This is a genomic window from Streptomyces mashuensis (genome assembly GCF_014654785.1).
Lineage (GTDB): Bacteria > Actinomycetota > Actinomycetes > Streptomycetales > Streptomycetaceae > Streptomyces > Streptomyces mashuensis.
This window is the reverse complement of sequence record NZ_BNBD01000001.1, coordinates 188,397-205,172: the sequence shown is the minus strand read 5'-3', so window position 1 is coordinate 205,172 and position 16,776 is coordinate 188,397. Positions and strand designations below refer to the sequence as shown.

The window sequence follows — 16,776 nt, the reverse complement described above, 5'->3', positions numbered from 1 at the left end:
CGTCTCCTGGGGGTTCTCATGACCACGCCGTCTTCCCGCGAGGGCCGGATCGCCGCGCTCCCCGCGCACCTGCGAGAGGCGCTCGCCCAGCGCCTGGCCGGCCGGGCCGGCGCCGCACGGGCCGGCATCCCCGTGGTGTCGCGCGACGAGCCGCTGCCCATGTCGTTCGGGCAGCAACGCATCTGGTTCATGGAGGACTTCGCGCCGGGCGGCGCCGACTACCACCTGGCGCTGGCGCTGCGGCTGACCGGCCCCCTCGACGCGGAGGCGCTGCGCGGCGCCGCCACCGACCTGGTGGCGCGGCACGAGGCCCTGCACACCGCCTTCGACCCGGCCGACGGCCGGGGCGTGCAGGTGCTGCGCCCGGACCTGGCGCCGGAGTGGTCGGCGGCCGACGTGTCGGACGTCGCGGCGGAGGAGCGCGAGGCGCGGGTGCGGGTGCTGGTGCGGGCCGAGATGGGCCGCCCGTACGACCTGCGCACCGGGCCGCTCGTGCGGGTGCTGCTGGTGCGGCTGTCGGCCACGGAGCACGTGTGCGTGCTGGGCATGCACCACATCGTCACCGACGGCTGGTCGCTGGGCATCGTGGCCCGCGAGTGGGGCGAGCTGTACGCGGCGCGCGCCGAGGGCCGCGCGGCGCGGTTGCCCGCCGTGCCGCTCCAGTACCCCGACTTCGCGGCCTGGCAGCGGCAGCGGCTGGAGAGCGGCGACCTGCTGGAGAAGCAGCTGGAGTGGTGGCGGGGGCGGCTGGCGGGCCTGGAGCCGCTGGAGCTGCCCACCGACCGGCCGCGGCCGGCGGTGCGGTCCTCGGCCGGCGCGGCCCTGATGTTCGAGGTGCCGGCGGACGTCGTCACCGGCGTGAAGGAGCTGGCGCGGGAGCGCGGCGCGACGCTGTTCATGGCGCTGACCGCCGCGGCCGACGTGGTCCTGTCCCGCTGGTCGGGCCAGGAGGACATCGCGCTGGGCACCTCCTCGTCCGGGCGGCGCCGCGAGGAGCTGGAGCAACTGGTCGGGTTCCTGGTGAACACCGTCGTGCTGCGCGCGCACGTCGACCCGGGCATGTCGTTCACCGCGCTGCTGGACCAGGTCAAGGACACGGTGCTCGACGCGTTCGCGCACGAGGACGTGCCGTTCGACCGGCTGGTGGAGGCGCTGGCGCCCGAGCGGGACACCAGCCGCACCCCGCTGGTGCAGGCGATGGTCGTGCTGCAGAACGCGCCCGCCGACGCGGTGGCGTTCCCCGGCGTCACGGCGGTGGAGTACCCCCTGGACCGCGACGCGGCCCTGTGCGACCTCACCCTGGAGTTCGAGGAGCGCGACGGCGCGCTGGCCGGACTGATCGAGTACAGCACCGAGCTGTTCGACGCCGCGACCGTCGAACGGCTGGCGGGGCACCTGGTCACGCTGCTCGGCGGGGCCGTCGCCGACCCCGGCCGGCCGGTGGCCGAACTGCCCCTGCTCACCGACGCCGAGCGGCGACAGCTGGTGACGGAGTGGAACGCCACCGACCGGCCCCTGGAGTCGGCCGCGCTCATCCACGAGCGGCTCGCCGAGCAGGCCGCGCGCACCCCCGACGCCGTCGCCGTCGTCGCCGAGGACGGCACGCTCACCCACCGCGAGCTGGACGAGCGCGCCAACCGGCTCGCCCACCACCTGCGGGCCCTGGGCGCCGGCCCCGAGTCGCTGGTCGGCCTGTGCGTGGGCCGGGGCACCGGCATGGCCGTGGGCCTGCTCGGCATCCTCAAGGCCGGCGCGGCCTACGTCCCCCTCGACCCGTCCTTCCCCGCCGACCGGCTGACGTACATGCTGGCCGACAGCGGCGCCCGGCTCGTCGTCACCCAGGGCGACGCCCGCGACCGGCTGCCGGAGACCGGCGCCACCCTGGTGGACCTGGACGCGGACCACGCCGCCCTCGCCGCGCAGCCGTCCACCGCGCCCGACGTGGCCGTGGCCCCCGGCGACCTCGCGTACGTCATCTACACCTCCGGCTCCACCGGCAACCCCAAGGGCGTCGCCGTCGAGCACCGCAACGTCCGGCACATCTGCGCCGCATGGGACGAGCAGTACGACCTGACGGAGCTGAAGCTGCGCTTCCTGTCCGTCTCCAGCCTCTCCGTCGACCTGTTCTTCGCCGACCTCATCCGCTCGCTGCCGTTCGGCGGCGCGCTGATCATCGCGTCGAAGGACGTCACCACCGAACCGCCCGCGCTCCTCGACCTGATCGCCGAGACCGGCGCCACCGGCCTGGAGATCGTGCCGTCGCTGCTCAACGCCGTCCTCCAGGAGGTGGACCGGCGCGGCGACGGCTTCCCGCCGCTGCGCCTGATCTCCGTGGGCTCCGAGGGCTGGCGCGTCGAGGACTGCCGCGAGCTGCTCCGCCAGGTCCGTCCCGGCACGGTCGTCGTCAACGCGTACGGCGGCACCGAGGCCACCGTCGACTCCACCGTCTTCCTGCCCACGGAGGAGACGCTGCGGGACGGCGTGTACGTACCCGTCGGCCACCCGCTGCCCAACACCCGCGTGTACGTCCTCGACGCCGCCATGCAGGTCGTGCCGGTGGGTGTGCCCGGTGAGATCTGGATCGGCGGCGAGGGCGTGGGCCGCGGCTACCACGGCCGGGACGACCTGACCGCCGAACGGTTCGTGCCCGACCCGTTCACCGGCACCGGCCGCCTCTACCGCACCGGCGACCGGGCCCGCCGGCTGCCGGGCGGCGCCCTGGAGTTCCTGGGCCGCGCCGACGACCAGGTGAAGATCCGCGGCTTCCGCATCGAGCTGGGCGAGGTCGAGACCGCCGTCCTGGCCCACCCCGAGGTGCGGGACGCCGTCGTCGTGGCGCGGCAGGAGGACTCCGGGCGGCGGCGCCTGGTCGCCTACGTCGTCACCGCCCGCCCCCTGGGCACCCCCGAGCTGCGCGCCCACCTGTCGGGCCTGCTGCCGGACTACATGGTGCCCGCGGCGTTCGTGACGCTCGACGCGCTGCCGCTCACCCCCAGCGGCAAGGTGGACCGGCGTGCCCTGCCGGCGCCGGCCGCCGACGCGGACCGGGCCGGCACCGACTACGTGGCACCACGTGACGCCACCGAGGAGGTGCTGGCCGCGGCGTGGGCCGAGGTGCTGGGCGTGGAGCGCGTCGGCGTGCACGACAACTTCTTCGACCTGGGCGGCGACTCCATCCTCTCCATCCAGGTGGTCTCCCGGGCCCGCCGGGCGGGGCTGCGGCTCACGTCGAAGCTGCTGTTCCTGCACCAGACGGTCGCGGCGCTGGCCGCCGTGGTCGAGCACGACGCCGCCGCCCTGCCGGCCGCCGCCGCGGACGCACCCACCGGACGCGCCGAACTCACCCCCATCCAGCGCTGGTTCTTCGCCGAGCACACGGTCGACCCCGACCACTACGCGATGTCGGTGCAGGTGGAACTGGCCCCCGGCACCGACACGGCGCTGCTGCCGCGCGCGCTGGAGGCCGTCGTCGCGCACCACGACGCGCTGCGGATGCGGTACGTCCGCGACGGGTCCGGGGAGTGGGTGCAGGAGTACGGCGACGCCGTGCCCGGCGGGCTGCTGGACGTCCTCGACCTGGCGGCCGTGCCGGAGGAGGCGCGGGAGCAGGCCGTGCAGGACGCGGCGCTGGCCGCGCAGCGGTCGCACGACCTCGCCGCGGGCCGCCTGGTGAAGGCCGTCGTCGTGCTGCCGGGCGGGGGCCTGCCGCCGCGGCTGTTCCTCGCCGTGCACCACCTCGTGGTCGACGGCGTGTCGTGGCGCGTCCTGCTGGCCGACCTGAGCACCGCGTACGAGCAGCTGGCCGCCGGCAAGGACGTCGACCTCGGCCCGCGCACCAGCAGCTACCAGCAGTGGGCCGGCCGCCTCGCCGAGCACGTGCGCGCCGGCGGCCTCGACCACGAGGTCGCGCACTGGGCCGCCGTGGCCCCCGCCGCCGCGCCGCCGCTGCCCCGCGACCGCGACGGCGCCAACGTCACCGCGCACGAGCACACCGTCGAGGTCCGCCTGGACAAGGACGAGACCCGGGCCCTGCTGCACCAGGTGCCGTCCGTCTACCGCACGCAGATCAACGACCTGCTGGTGTCCGCCCTGGGCCGGGCCCTGGCCCGGTGGACCGGGCAGGACCGCGTCGTCCTCGGCCTGGAGGGCCACGGCCGCGAGGAGCTCTTCGACGACGTCGACCTCTCCCGCACCGTGGGCTGGTTCACGTCCCACTTCCCCGTCGCGCTGACCCTGCCCGCACAGCAGGACGGCGGGCCCGGGTGGGGCGCGACGATCAAGGCGGTGAAGGAGCAGCTGCGGGCCGTGCCCGGCCGCGGCCTGGGCTACGACGCCCTGCGCTTCCTCTCCCTCCCCGGCACCCCCGGGCACGCGCTGCGCGACGACCCGCTGCCCGGCATCAGCTTCAACTACCTCGGCCAGTGGCAGGGCACCACCAGCGGCGACGGCCTCGTACGGGACCGGCTGCCGGCGCTGGGCCTCGACCACGCGCCGGAGGAGCCGCGCCCGTACCTGCTGGACGTCATCGGCCTGGTCGAGAACGGCCGGCTCGCGGTCAACTGGACGTTCTCCGACCAGGTCTTCGACCCGGCCACCGTGGAGCGCGTCGCCGGGGACTTCCTCGCCGCGCTGCGCGAGGCCGTCGCGCACTGCCTCACCGAGGGCAGCGGCGGCGCCACCCCGTCCGACTTCCCCCTCGCCCGCCTCGACCAGGCGGCCGTGGACCGCATCGCCGGTGACGGCCGCGACGTGGAGGACATCTACCCGCTCACGCCGATGCAGGCCGGCATGCTCTTCCACACGCTGGCCGACCCCACCGGGCAGGCGTACTCCGAGCAGATGTCGTTCGTCTTCGACGGCGTCACGGACGCCGGCGTGCTCGCCCGCGCCTGGCAGCACGTCAACGACCACCTGGAGATCCTGCGCGGCTCGCTGGTGTGGGACCGCGTGGACCGGCCGCTGATGGTCGTCCGCCGCCACGCCGAACTGCCCGTCCGCACCCTGGACTGGCGCGGCCTGGACGAGGCGGAGCAGCAGGCGGCGCTGGAGCGCCTCCTCGCCGAGGACCGCGAGCAGCGCATGGACCTGTCGGTCGCACCGCTGACCCGGCTCACGCTGATCCGCGTCACCGACAGCCGCGTCCGTGTCGTCCGCACCTCCCACCACGTCCTGCTGGACGGCTGGAGCACCTTCCAGATGCTCGCCGACCTGTCGGCGGCGTACGAGGCGCTGGCCGCCGGCGAGCAGCCGGCGCTGCCGCAGCGGCGGCCGTTCCGGGCGTACGTGGAGTGGCTGGAGCAGCAGGACCTGGCGCAGGCCGAGACGTACTGGCGCGCGCTGCTCGCCGGCGTCGAGGAGCCCACGCCGCTGCCGTACGACCGGCGCCCGGCCGCGAGCCACCGGGCCCGGCCCGCCGGCAGCCTCGCGCGGGAGCTGTCCCGCGAGGTCTCCGAGAAGCTGTTCGCCTTCGCGCGGCAGCACCGGCTGACGGTGAACGCCGTGGTGCAGGGCGCCTGGGCGCTGCTGCTGTCGCGGTACTCCGGCGAGCGCGACGTCGTCTTCGGCGCCACCGTCTCGGGCCGGCCCGCCGACCTGCCGGGTGTCGACTCCATCGTCGGCATGATGATCAACACGCTGCCGGTGCGCGCCGCCGTCGACGGCCGGGCGCCGGTCGCCGAGTGGCTGGCGGGGGTGCAGCGGGCGCAGGTGGAGGCGCGGCAGTACGAGTACGTGCCGCTGACGCAGATCCAGAACTGGAGCGGCGTCGGGCGCGGCACCAACCTCTTCGACAGCCTCGTGGTCTTCGAGAACTACCCGATGAACGACCGGGCCGCGGCCGGCCGCCCGGCGGACGGCGGCAGCCTGCGCCTGTCCGGCCTGGAAGGCGTGGAGGCGACGAACTTCCCGCTGAACCTGGTCGCCTACGCGGGTGACGCCCTGGCCTACGAGCTGTCCTACGACGCCGACCTGTTCACCGACGACACCGTCGCCCGGCTGTCCCGGCACTTCGAGGCGCTGCTCACCGGCATGGCCGCCGACCCCCGGCGCCTCGTCGGAGAGCTGCCGATGCTGTCGTCCGCCGAAGAAAGCGTGCTGCTGCACGACTTCAACGCGGCAGGTGCCGTGGACGTCGCCGGTGAGCTCGCCCACGAGCGGTTCGTGCGCTGGGCGGCCCGGACGCCGGAGGCGGTGGCGGTCCGGTGCGGCGACGACGCGCTCACCTTCCGGGAGCTGGACGAGCAGGCCAACCGGCTCGCCCACCACCTGCGGTCCCTCGGCGCCGGACCGGACCGGCGCGTGGCCCTGGCGGTCGAGCGCGGGGTGCGGATGCTCGTCGGCATGCTGGGCGTGCTCAAGTCCGGCGCGGCGTACGTGCCGCTCGACCCGGCGTACCCCGCCGACCGGCTCGCACACATGCTCGGCGACTCCGGCACCGAGATCCTGGTGACGCAGGCGGCGCTGCGCGACCGGCTGCCGGAGGCGGGGGCCGCGGTGGTCGTGGACCTCGACGCCGACGCGGCGGCGATCGCCGCCCACCCGGCGACCGCGCCCGAGGTGACGCTCTCCGGCGACCACCTGGCGTACGTGCTGTACACGTCGGGCTCCACGGGCCGTCCCAAGGGCGTCGGCGTGACGCACGCCAACCTGGCCAACCACCTGCCGTGGCTGGACTCCGCCTACCCGACCGGCCCCGGCGACCAGGTGCTGATGCGGGCCTCGATCAGCTTCGACGTCTCCGTGTGGGAGCTGATGCTGTCGGTGCTGTCCGGCGCGACCGCCCACGTGGTCTCCGCCGAGCTGGCCGGCGACCCGCTGCGGCTGGCGGAGTTCATGGACCGGGAGGGCATCACCGTCGCGGACTTCGTGCCGTCGCTGCTCGGCGCGCTCCCCCTCGACCGGCGGCCGCGCGCCCTGCGGCTGCTGCTGTCCGGCGGCGAGGCCCTGCCCAAGGCGCTGGCCGACGCCCTCCGCGACCGGTGGGGCGTCCGGCTGGGCAACCTGTACGGGCCCACCGAGACGACCATCCAGATCACCGCCACCGACGTCGCCGGCGCGGCGGACGACACCGTCCCGATCGGCCGGCCGATCGCCAACGCCGCGCTGTACGTGCTGGACCCGGAGCTGCGGCCGGTGCCCGTCGGCGTGACCGGCGAGCTGTACGCGGCCGGGCCCGTCGTCGCCCACGGCTATCTGGGCCGCCCCGGCCTGACCGCGGAACGCTTCGTGGCCTGCCCGTTCGGTGCGCCCGGCAGCCGCATGTACCGCACCGGCGACCTGGTGCGCTGGACCGCCGACGGGCAGCTGGAGTTCGCCGGCCGCGCCGACGGACAGGTGAAGGTCCGCGGCTTCCGCATCGAGACCGGCGAGGTCGAGGAGGCGCTGGGCCGGGTGGACGGCGTCCGCCAGGCCGTGGTGACGGTCCGCGAGGACACGCCCGGTGACCGGCGGCTCGTCGCGTACGTGGTGCCGGGCCGCCCGCTGACGCCGGACGCCCTGCGGGCCGCCCTCGCCGGGTCCCTGCCCGGTCACATGGTGCCGTCCGCGTTCGTCCTGCTCGACGCGTTGCCGCTGACCCCCAACGGCAAGACCGACATGCGGGCGCTGCCCCGGCCCGAGGGCCGCGACGACCGGACCGGCATGGAGTACGTGGCGCCGCGCGACGCGGCCGAGGAGACGCTCGCCGCGATCTGGGCCGAGGTCCTCGGCGTCGACCGGGTCGGCGTGCACGACAACTTCTTCGGCCTGGGCGGCGACTCGATCCTGTCCATCCTCGTCGTCTCCCGCGTGCACCGGGCGTTCGGCACGCAGCTGTCGCCGCGCGTGCTGTTCGACGCGCCGACGGTCGCGGAGCTGGCCGCCGCCCTGACGGAGGCCCCCGGGGAGACGGCAGGCGGGGACGTGATCCCGGTGGTGCCGCGCGACGGCGACCTGCCGATGTCGTTCGGCCAGCAGCGCCTGTGGTTCCTCCAGGACTTCAACCAGGACAGCACCGAGTACCACTCGACGCTGGGCGTACGGCTGACCGGCGGCGAGGTGGACGCGGAGGCGCTGCGCGCCGCCCTCGGCGACCTCGCCGGGCGGCACGAGGCGCTGCGCACCACCTTCGGCGTGGCCGGGGGCCGGGGCGTGCAGCACGTCCACGCGCACCTGGAGCCGTCCTGGCGGGTCGAGGACCTGTCGGCGGTGCCCGCCGGCGAACGCGAGGACCGGATGCGGGAGCTGGTGCGGGCCGAGGCCGGCCGGCCGTACGACCTGGCGCGCGGCCCGCTGCTGCGGGTGCTGCTGGTGCGCCTGGCCGCGGACGAGCACGTGCTCGTGCTCGGCATGCACCACATCGTCACCGACGGCTGGTCGACGGGCATCGTGGCCCGGGAGCTGGGCGAGCTGTACGCGGCCCGGCTGAGAGGCACCCCGGCGGAGCTGCCCGCGGTGCCCGTGCAGTACCCCGACTTCGCCGCCTGGCAGCGTGGCCGCCTGGAGGAGGGCGGCCTGCTGGAGCGGCAGCTGGCCTGGTGGCAGGAGCGGCTGGACGGCGTCGCGCCGCTGGAGCTGCCCACGGACCGGCCCCGGCCCGCGGTGCGGTCCTCGGCCGGCGCGGTGTACGGCTTCGAGGTGCCGGCGCCGGTCGTGGCGGCGGTGAAGGAGGCCGCGCGGCAGCGGGGCGCCACCCTGTTCATGGCGCTGACGGCCGCGCTGAAGGTGGTCTTCGCCCGGTACTCCGGGCAGCGGGACGTCGCCGTCGGCACGGTGTCGGCGGGCCGCGGGCACACGGGCCTGGAGCAGCTCGTCGGGTTCCTGGTGAACACGGTGGTGCTGCGCTCCGACGTGGACCCGGAGCTGTCGTTCGGCGACCTGCTGGGGCGGGTCAGGGAGACGGTCCTGGACGCGTTCGCGCACGAGGACGTGCCGTTCGAGCGCGTGGTGGAGGCCGTGCAGAAGGAGCGGGACACCAGCCGCACCCCGCTGTTCCAGGTCATGGTCGTGCTGCAGAACACCCCGGACGACGGGCTGCGGCTGCCGGGCGTCACGACGTCCGGCCTGGAGCCGGTCCGGGAGACCGCGCTGTACGACCTGACGCTGGAGTTCGAGGAGCACGAGGGCGGCGTCCGGGCCCTGGTCGAGTACAGCACCGACCTCTTCGACGAGGCGACGGTGGCCCGGTTCGCCGAGCACGTGGGCGTCGTCCTGGAGGCCGTCGCGGCCGACCCGTCGCGGACCGTGGCCGCGCTGCCGCTGATGACCGGCCGCGAGACGGACCTCGTGGTGCGCGAGTGGAACGAGACCGGCGGGGTGCCCGCCCCGGCCGGCACGATCCACGAGCACGTCGCCGCGCGGGCCGCCGCGACCCCGGACGCCGTTGCCGTGACCTGCGGCGGCGAGTCCCTCACGTACCGGGAGCTGGACGAGCGCGCCAACCGGCTCGCCCACCACCTGCGGTCCCTGGGCGCGGGCCCGGACCGGCTCGTCGGCCTCGCCGCCGAGCGGGGCGTGGGCATGGTGACCGGCCTGCTCGGCATCCTCAAGGCCGGCGCGGCGTACGTGCCGCTCGACCCGGCGTACCCGGCGGACCGCCTGGAGCACATGGTCCGCGACTCGGGTGCCCGCATCCTCGTCACCCACGGCGGCCTGCACGACCGGCTGCCCGCGACCGACGCGGTCGTGGTGGACCTCGACGACGCGGCGCTGCTCGGCGCGTACCCCGCCACCGCGCCCGAGGTGGAGGTCACCGGCCGGGACCTGGCGTACGTCATCTACACCTCCGGCTCCACCGGGCGTCCCAAGGGCGTGGCCGTCGAGCACCACTCGGTGCTGCACCTGCTGGCCAACTGCGGCCCGGCGTACGGCTTCCACGACCGCGACGTGTGGACCGTCTTCCACTCGTACGCGTTCGACTTCTCGGTGTGGGAGCTGTGGGGCTGCCTGGCCACCGGCGGGCGCGCGGTGATCGTGCCGCACGACGTGGCGCGCTCGCCCGAGGCGATGTGGGAGCTGCTGCGCACGGAGGGCGTGACGGTGCTGAGCCAGACGCCGTCGATGTTCCGTGAGCTGGTGACCGCCGCGGCGGAGAGCGGCGCGGCAGCGCCCACGGCGCTGCGCTGGATCGTCTTCGGCGGCGAGGCGCTGGAGCCCAAGCACCTGATGACCTGGTTCGACCGCTACGGCGCCTGCGGGGCGCGGCTGGTGAACATGTACGGCATCACGGAGACGACTGTGCACGTCACGTTCCAGGAGGTGTGCGCCGAGCACGTGGTGGCCGGCGGCCGCATCCCGGCCGGCCGCCCGCTGCCCGGCTACCGGGTGCTGCTGCTCGACCCGTCGGGCGCCCCCGTGCCCGTGGGCGTGCCCGGCGAGATCCACGTCGCCGGCGGCGGCCTGGCCCGCGGCTACCTGAACCGGCCGGAGCTGACCGCCGAACGCTTCCCCCTCAACCCGTACGGCGCCCCGGGCGAGCGCATGTACCGCTCGGGCGACGTCGCCCGGTGGCGGGCCGACGGCACGCTGGAGCACCTGGGGCGCGCCGACGACCAGGTGAAGATCCGCGGGTTCCGCATCGAGCTCGGCGAGATCGAGACGACGCTGGTGCGGCACGAGGCGGTGCGCGAGGCCGTCGTCGTCGCCCACCAGGACGCGGGCGGCCACCGCCGCCTCGTCGCGTACGTCGTGGCCGGCCGGGACCTGACCACCGCCGAACTCCGCGACCACCTGGCCCGTACGCTGCCCGACTACATGGTCCCGGCGGTGTTCGTGACGCTGGACGCGCTGCCGCTGTCGCCCACCGGCAAGGTGGACCGCCGTGCCCTGCCGGCGCCCGAGGTCCGGGCCGAGCTGCTCGGCGAGGAGCACGTCGCCCCGCGCGACGCCACCGAGGAGGCGCTCGCCGCCGTCTGGGCCGAGGTGCTGGGCGTGGAACGCGTCGGCGTGCACGACAACTTCTTCGCCCTGGGCGGCGACTCGATCCTCTCCATCCAGGTCGTCTCCCGCGCCCGGCAGGCGGGCCTGCACCTCACGTCCAAGATGCTCTTCCTGCACCAGACGGTCGCGGCGCTCGCCGAGGTCGTCGGGGAGGCGGAGCGGCAGGGCGGGGCCGGTCAGGACGTTGCGGCCGGCGCGGTGGAACTGACCCCGATCCAGCGGTGGTTCTTCGCCGAGCACACCGTGGCCCCCGACCACTACGCGATGTCGGTGCAGGTCGAGCTGGCCCCCGGCACCGATACCGCGCTGCTGACCCGCGCGCTGGAGGCCGTCGTCGCGCAGCACGACGCGCTGCGGATGCGCTTCACCCACGGCCCGGACGGCTGGACCCAGGAGTACGGGACCGCCACGCCCGAGGAACTGCTCGGGCTGCTCACCGAGGTGGACCTGGCGGGCGTGGGCGAGGCCGAGCGGGAGCGGGCCCAGGAGGAGGCGGCGCTGGCCGCGCAGCGGGCGCTGCGCCTGGCCACGGGGCCGCTGGTGCGGGGCGTGCTGTTCCGGCTGGGCGAGGGGCGGCTGCCGCAGCTGTTCCTGGTGGTGCACCACCTCGTCATGGACGGCGTGTCCTGGCGCGTGGTGCTGGAGGACCTGGCCACCGCCTACGGGCAGCTGGCCGCCGGCGCCGAACCCGGCCTGGGGGCCCGTACCAGCAGCTACCAGCAGTGGGCGCAGCGCCTCCTCGACCACGTGCGGGCGGGCGGCTTCGACGACGAGGTCGCCCACTGGGAGGCCGCGGCCGCGTCGCCGGACATCCCGCGGGACGGCGAGGCCCCCAACACCTTCGGCAGCACGGTCACCACGACCGTGACGCTGGGCCGGGAGGAGACGGAGGCCCTGCTCAAGCGGGTGCCGGGCATCCACCGCACGCAGATCAACGACGTGCTGCTGGCCGTGCTCGGGCGGGTCCTGGGCGACTGGGCCGGCGCGCCGGTCACCGTCGCCCTGGAGGGCCACGGCCGCGAGGAGATCTTCGACGACGTCGACCTCTCCCGCACCGTCGGCTGGTTCACCACCATCTACCCGGTGACGCTCGACGTGCCGGCCGGCCCCTGGGGCCCGGCGCTGAAGGCCGTCAAGCGGCAGCTGCGCAAGGTGCCGGGCCGCGGCATCGGGTACGGCGCACTGCGCCACCTGTCCGCGCCGGACGCCTCGGGCAGTGTGCTGGCCGGCCAGGAGCAGCCGCGCGTGAGCTTCAACTACATGGGCCAGTGGGACCTCTCCGTCAGCCAGGAAGGGCTGATCCGGGGCCAGCTGGACGGTCTGGGACAGGACCAGGCACCCGGGGAGTCCCGTCCGCACCTGATCGACATCGTGGCGGCCGTGATCGACGGCGAGCTGCGGATCGACTGGTTCCACTCCCCCGGCATCCACCGCACCGCCACCGTCGAGCGCCTCGCGCAGCAGTTCCTGCGGGGTCTGCAGGAGATCGTCGCGTAGGGCGGCGGCCGACCGGAGCGGAACCCGCAGTGGACCGAAGCGGACCGAAAGCCGACTGAAAGGTTTTTCTTGTGGCTCGTTACGTCTTGGACCCGTCCGACACCGCGGCCGTCGCGGACCTGGCGGACCGGTTCCTCGCCCGCACCCCGGGCTGGGACCCGTTCCGGCACGTCGACGCGATCCGCGCGGAGTCCGAGCGGCTGCCCGTCGGCGTACGGCAGTTCCTCGTCTCCTCCCGCGCCGCCGAGGAGCCCGTCATCCAGGTGGCGGGCCTTCCGGTGGACGCGGACCTGGTGCCCACGCCGGCCAGCTGGCAGGCCGCCGAGAAGGACGGCGCCGCGATCCGGGAGGAGCTCGTGCTGCTCCTGGTCGCCTCCGTCCTCGGCGACCCGTTCGGCTGGGCCAGCCAGCAGAACGGCCGGCTGGTGCACGACGTGTGCCCGTCCCGGGGCCAGGAGACGTCGCTGACCAGCGCCAGCAGCCAGACGCAGCTGACCCTGCACACGGAGGACGTCTTCCACACCTGCCGGGGCGACTACGTGGCGCTGCTGTGCCTGCGCAACCCCGACGGGGTCGGCACCACCGTGGCCTCGCTCGACGACATCGCGCTGCCGGAGGCCACCCGTGAGGTGCTCCAGCAGGACCGTTTCCTCTTCTACCCGGACGACTCGCACGTCGTCCTGCCCGAGCACGGCGCGGACGCCCCGCTGACCTCGCTGGAGGAACGGGAGCACGAGCGGTCGTCCGTCCTCTTCGGCCCGCGCGACCACCCGTACCTGCGGATCGACGCGGACTTCACCAGCCCGCTGCCGGGCGACGAGGAGGCCGCGGCGGCGCTGCGCGACTGCGCGGACCTGCTGGCCGCCGGGGCACGGCGCGTGGTGCTCGAACCCGGCGAGGTCGCCTTCCTCGACAACTACCGCGTCGTCCACGGCCGGGATCTCTTCACGCCCCGCTACGACGGCACCGACCGCTGGCTGAAGCGCACGAGCATGGTGCGCGACATCCGCCGTACGTACGTGCACACCCGCTCGCGCTCGCGCGTGCTGGGCTGAGGGGACCGCCGACGTGGGAACTGCCGAAGGAGCCGCTGCGCCACGGCGTGCCGGCCGGGACTTCACCCTCCTCTGGGTGAGCCAGGCGGTGAGCGAGTTCGCGTACAGCACCTCGCTCATCGCGCTGCCGCTGCTCGTCCTGACGCTGACCGGGTCGCCGTCGCAGGCCGGTGTCATCGGCTTCGTGGACGCCGCCGCGATGCTGGTGGCCGGCCTGCCGGCCGGTGCGGTCGCCGACCGGTTCGACCGGCGGTCCGTGCTGCTGTGGTGCGAGGCGGCCCTGGTCGCCGTCTTCGGCATCGCGGCGGTGGCGCTGTGGGCCGGGACGGCCTCGCTGCCGGCGCTGGTGCTGCTCGCGCTGGTCAACGGGGTGGCCACCGCCGTCATGCTGGTGACGGGCGAGGCGATGGTTCCCGCGCTGGTCCCCGAGGAGAAGCTGGCCGGCGCCGTGGCCATGAACTCGGCGCGTACGTACGCCGGCCAGCTCGTCGGCACGTCGGCGGGCGGCTTCCTCCAGGCGATGCGGAACGCGCTGCCGTTCGCCCTGGGCGCCGTGGCGCACGCCGTCAGCCTGGGCCTGCTGCTGTTCCTGCGGAAGCAGCCGGCGGCGCCGCGCGACCCCGCGGCCGACCGCTGGTCGCCGCGCGAACTCCTGGAGGGCATCCGCTGGATAGCCGGGGTGCCTTTTCTCCGCCTCGGCCTGTTCTACGCCACGGTCACCAACTTCTTCTACGGCGCCGTCTATTTCGTCGTCATCGCCGCGGCGAAGACCGGCGGCATGACGTCGGGCGCGGTGGGGCTGATGGCGGCGCTGGTGGGCGTCGGCGGCCTGCTCGGCGCGCTGGCGGCGCCGGTGCTCCAGCGCGTCCTGACCGGCTCCCGCCCGATCGTCGTGGTGCTGGGCCTGTTCGGCGTGCTCACGGCGGCCATGGCGCTGCTGCCCGGCAGCTTCACCCCGGGCATCCTGCTCGGCACCACCGCCCTCGTGGCGCCCACGGCCAACGCCTACTTCACCACGTACGAGCTGCTGCTCACACCCGACTCGCACCGGGGCCGCGTGATGAGCGTGGCCAACATCTGCAGCGCGGGCGGCGGGGCGCTGGCCCCGCTGGCGGGCGGCCTGGCGTACGAGGTGTGCGGCCGGACGGCGACGCTGCTGGGGTGCGCGGCGGTGCTGGTGGCGGTGACCGTGTCGGCGGTGCTGAGCACGGTGATGCGCAACCCGCCGGAGGTCCCGGAGCCCGAACCGACACTGATGACCGCCGACCTGTAAGGACGCTATCGATGGACTTGGCAAACCCGGACCTCTACACGACCGAGGACCGCTTCGCGATGTGGCGGGGGTACACGGAGACCGACGCGAAGGTGTGGAGCGAACCGGGCCTGTCGCCCGGCGGATTCTGGTCGGTGTTCTCGCACAAGGACGTGGGAACGGTCCTGTCCCCGAAGGCACCGTTCACGTCCGAGTACGGGATGATGATCGGCTTCGACAAGGAGCACCCGGACAGCTCGGGCGGCCGGATGCTGGTGGTGTCGGACGGGGAGTGGCACACGGCGCTGAAGCGGCTCGTGGGCCCGTTCCTGTCGCGGCTGCGGGCGCCGGAGCTCCAGTCGGTGCTGGAGCGCGAGGTGAAGGAGATCGCCGAGCGGATGCGGTCGGCGCGGGTGACGGACGTGGCCCGGGAGGTGGGGCCCCGGCTGCCGGCGGCGATCGTCTGCGAGGTGATCGGGGTGCCGATCGGCGACCGGGAGAACCTCATCGAGCTGACGAACCACGCGTTCGGCGGCGAGGAGAGCTCGTTCGACAAGATGACGCCGGCCGAGGCGCACTCGGAGATCCTGTTCTACTTCCACGAGCTGGTGGCGGAACGGCAGGAGAAGCCCGGGGACGACCTGGTGAGCGCGCTGCTGGCCGACGGGCGGCTGAGCGTGGACGACGTGGTGATCAACTGCGACAACGTGCTGATCGGCGGGAACGAGACGACGCGCCACTCGATCACGGGCGTCTTCCACATCATGGCGCGATTCCCGGAGCTGCTGGACGAGCTCCGCGACGACCCGGACCGGTTGGACGCGGCGGTGGAGGAGGCGGTCCGCTGGACATCACCCGCGATGCACGTCCTCCGGGTGGCGCAGGAGGACGTGTTGCTGGGCGAGCAGCTGGTGCGGGCGGGGGAACCCGTGGTGGCCTGGCTGTCGGCGGCCAACCGCGACGAGCGGGTTTTCGCCGATCCTGGCCATTTCCGCACTGATCGCCGGCCGAACCGCCACCTAGGATTCGGTACCGGCCCGCACCACTGCCTGGGGGCCGCCCTGGCCCGCATCGAGCTGCGCAGCCTCCTGTCCCGGCTGGCCTCCGACGTGCGCTCGGTGAGCCTGGAGGGCGACCCCGCGTGGATGCGATCGAACCTCATCCAGGGGTACAGCAGCCTCGCCGTGTCGATGGACTGGCGCTGAGGGAGGACTTTCTGTGGTGTGCCTGCGCCTGACGGTGGCGGACCTGTCCCGCGTCCGTTTCATCAGCACGCTGGGCGAGGAATTCGAGACGCGCTTCGCGGAGATCCGCTTCGCGGAACAGCATCAGGACGCGTTCACGGAGTGGCGCCGCAAGGTGAAACGCCGCAGCCGCCGCGCAACGCCCCGGGAGGACTTCCACGCGCTGGCGATAGCACCCTTCTGGAACAGAATCCGGAACCTCCTGGAACTGGAACGGGAGACGTGGGGAAGAACGGTCCTGTCGGGCGGCGTGGAGAGCGTCCTGAACAACCTCCACCCGGCCATCACCTGGGAGGCCCCGCACCTGAGGGTGGACACGGCACAGGACACACGCGACCTCGAACTGACCGGCGCAGGCCTGGTCCTGGCCCCGTCCCTCTTCGCCCCGCACCCCTTCCTCCTCCCACCCGACTCCGGCTGGCAGGGCCTCCCCACCCTCGTCTACAACCTCACCCCGGAAGCCGCCGCCACCCTCTGGCACACCGAAGAACCGGGCGCAGCCCTGGGCGAACTCCTCGGCCACACCAGAGCCAGCGTCCTGGAATGCGTCCGCATCCCCAGCTCCACCGGCGAAATCTCCCGCCGCCTCCACATCTCCAACCCCTCGGCCAGCAAACACATAGGAGTCCTCCGCCGATCGGGCCTGGTGACGACGGAACGGAAGAACAACCTGGCATTGCACAGCCTGACGTTGTTGGGGGAGGCGGTGCTGGGGTAGGCCGGCCTCCGGCCGAAATGTCGCATCGGCCGGAGGGACGGTCTTCCTGGTATTGAGAATGCGTCAGCTCAGGCGCCGGACGGGCGTCCGGTCCGG

General features: G+C 74.2%; 5 protein-coding genes. All 5 read left to right on the top strand.

The window, feature by feature from the left end; all coding sequences use genetic code 11:
• Window positions 1-18: 18 nt before the first annotated feature.
• The 5 genes from IE305_RS00730 to IE305_RS00710 all read left to right on the top strand — a co-directional run bounded on the left by IE305_RS00730 (window position 19) and on the right by IE305_RS00710 (window position 16,680).
• Window positions 19-12,411: a non-ribosomal peptide synthetase gene (locus tag IE305_RS00730; RefSeq protein ID WP_190127359.1), complete on the top strand. Its 12,393-nt coding sequence runs from the start codon at window positions 19-21 to the stop codon at window positions 12,409-12,411.
• A gap of 71 nt (window positions 12,412-12,482) precedes the next feature.
• Complete coding sequence (locus IE305_RS00725) at window positions 12,483-13,466, top strand: TauD/TfdA family dioxygenase (RefSeq protein ID WP_190127358.1); 984 nt, start codon at window positions 12,483-12,485, stop codon at window positions 13,464-13,466.
• 76 nt (window positions 13,467-13,542) lie between these two features.
• Window positions 13,543-14,739 (top strand): MFS transporter, encoded by a 1,197-nt coding sequence (locus IE305_RS00720; protein WP_229890390.1) that lies wholly within the window; start codon window positions 13,543-13,545, stop codon window positions 14,737-14,739.
• 11 nt (window positions 14,740-14,750) lie between these two features.
• Window positions 14,751-15,923: a cytochrome P450 gene (locus IE305_RS00715; RefSeq protein ID WP_190127356.1), complete on the top strand. Its 1,173-nt coding sequence runs from the start codon at window positions 14,751-14,753 to the stop codon at window positions 15,921-15,923.
• Between the two features lie 13 nt (window positions 15,924-15,936).
• On the top strand, window positions 15,937-16,680 hold the full coding sequence (locus IE305_RS00710) for an ArsR/SmtB family transcription factor (protein ID WP_229890388.1): 744 nt from the start codon (window positions 15,937-15,939) through the stop codon (window positions 16,678-16,680).
• Window positions 16,681-16,776 lie beyond the last annotated feature (96 nt).

Coding starts and splice junctions, on each gene's coding strand:
- IE305_RS00730 (WP_190127359.1), top strand. CDS start 19: ATGACCACGCCGTCTTCCCGCGAGGGCCGGATCGCCGCGCTCCCCGCG.
- IE305_RS00715 (WP_190127356.1), top strand. CDS start 14,751: ATGGACTTGGCAAACCCGGACCTCTACACGACCGAGGACCGCTTCGCG.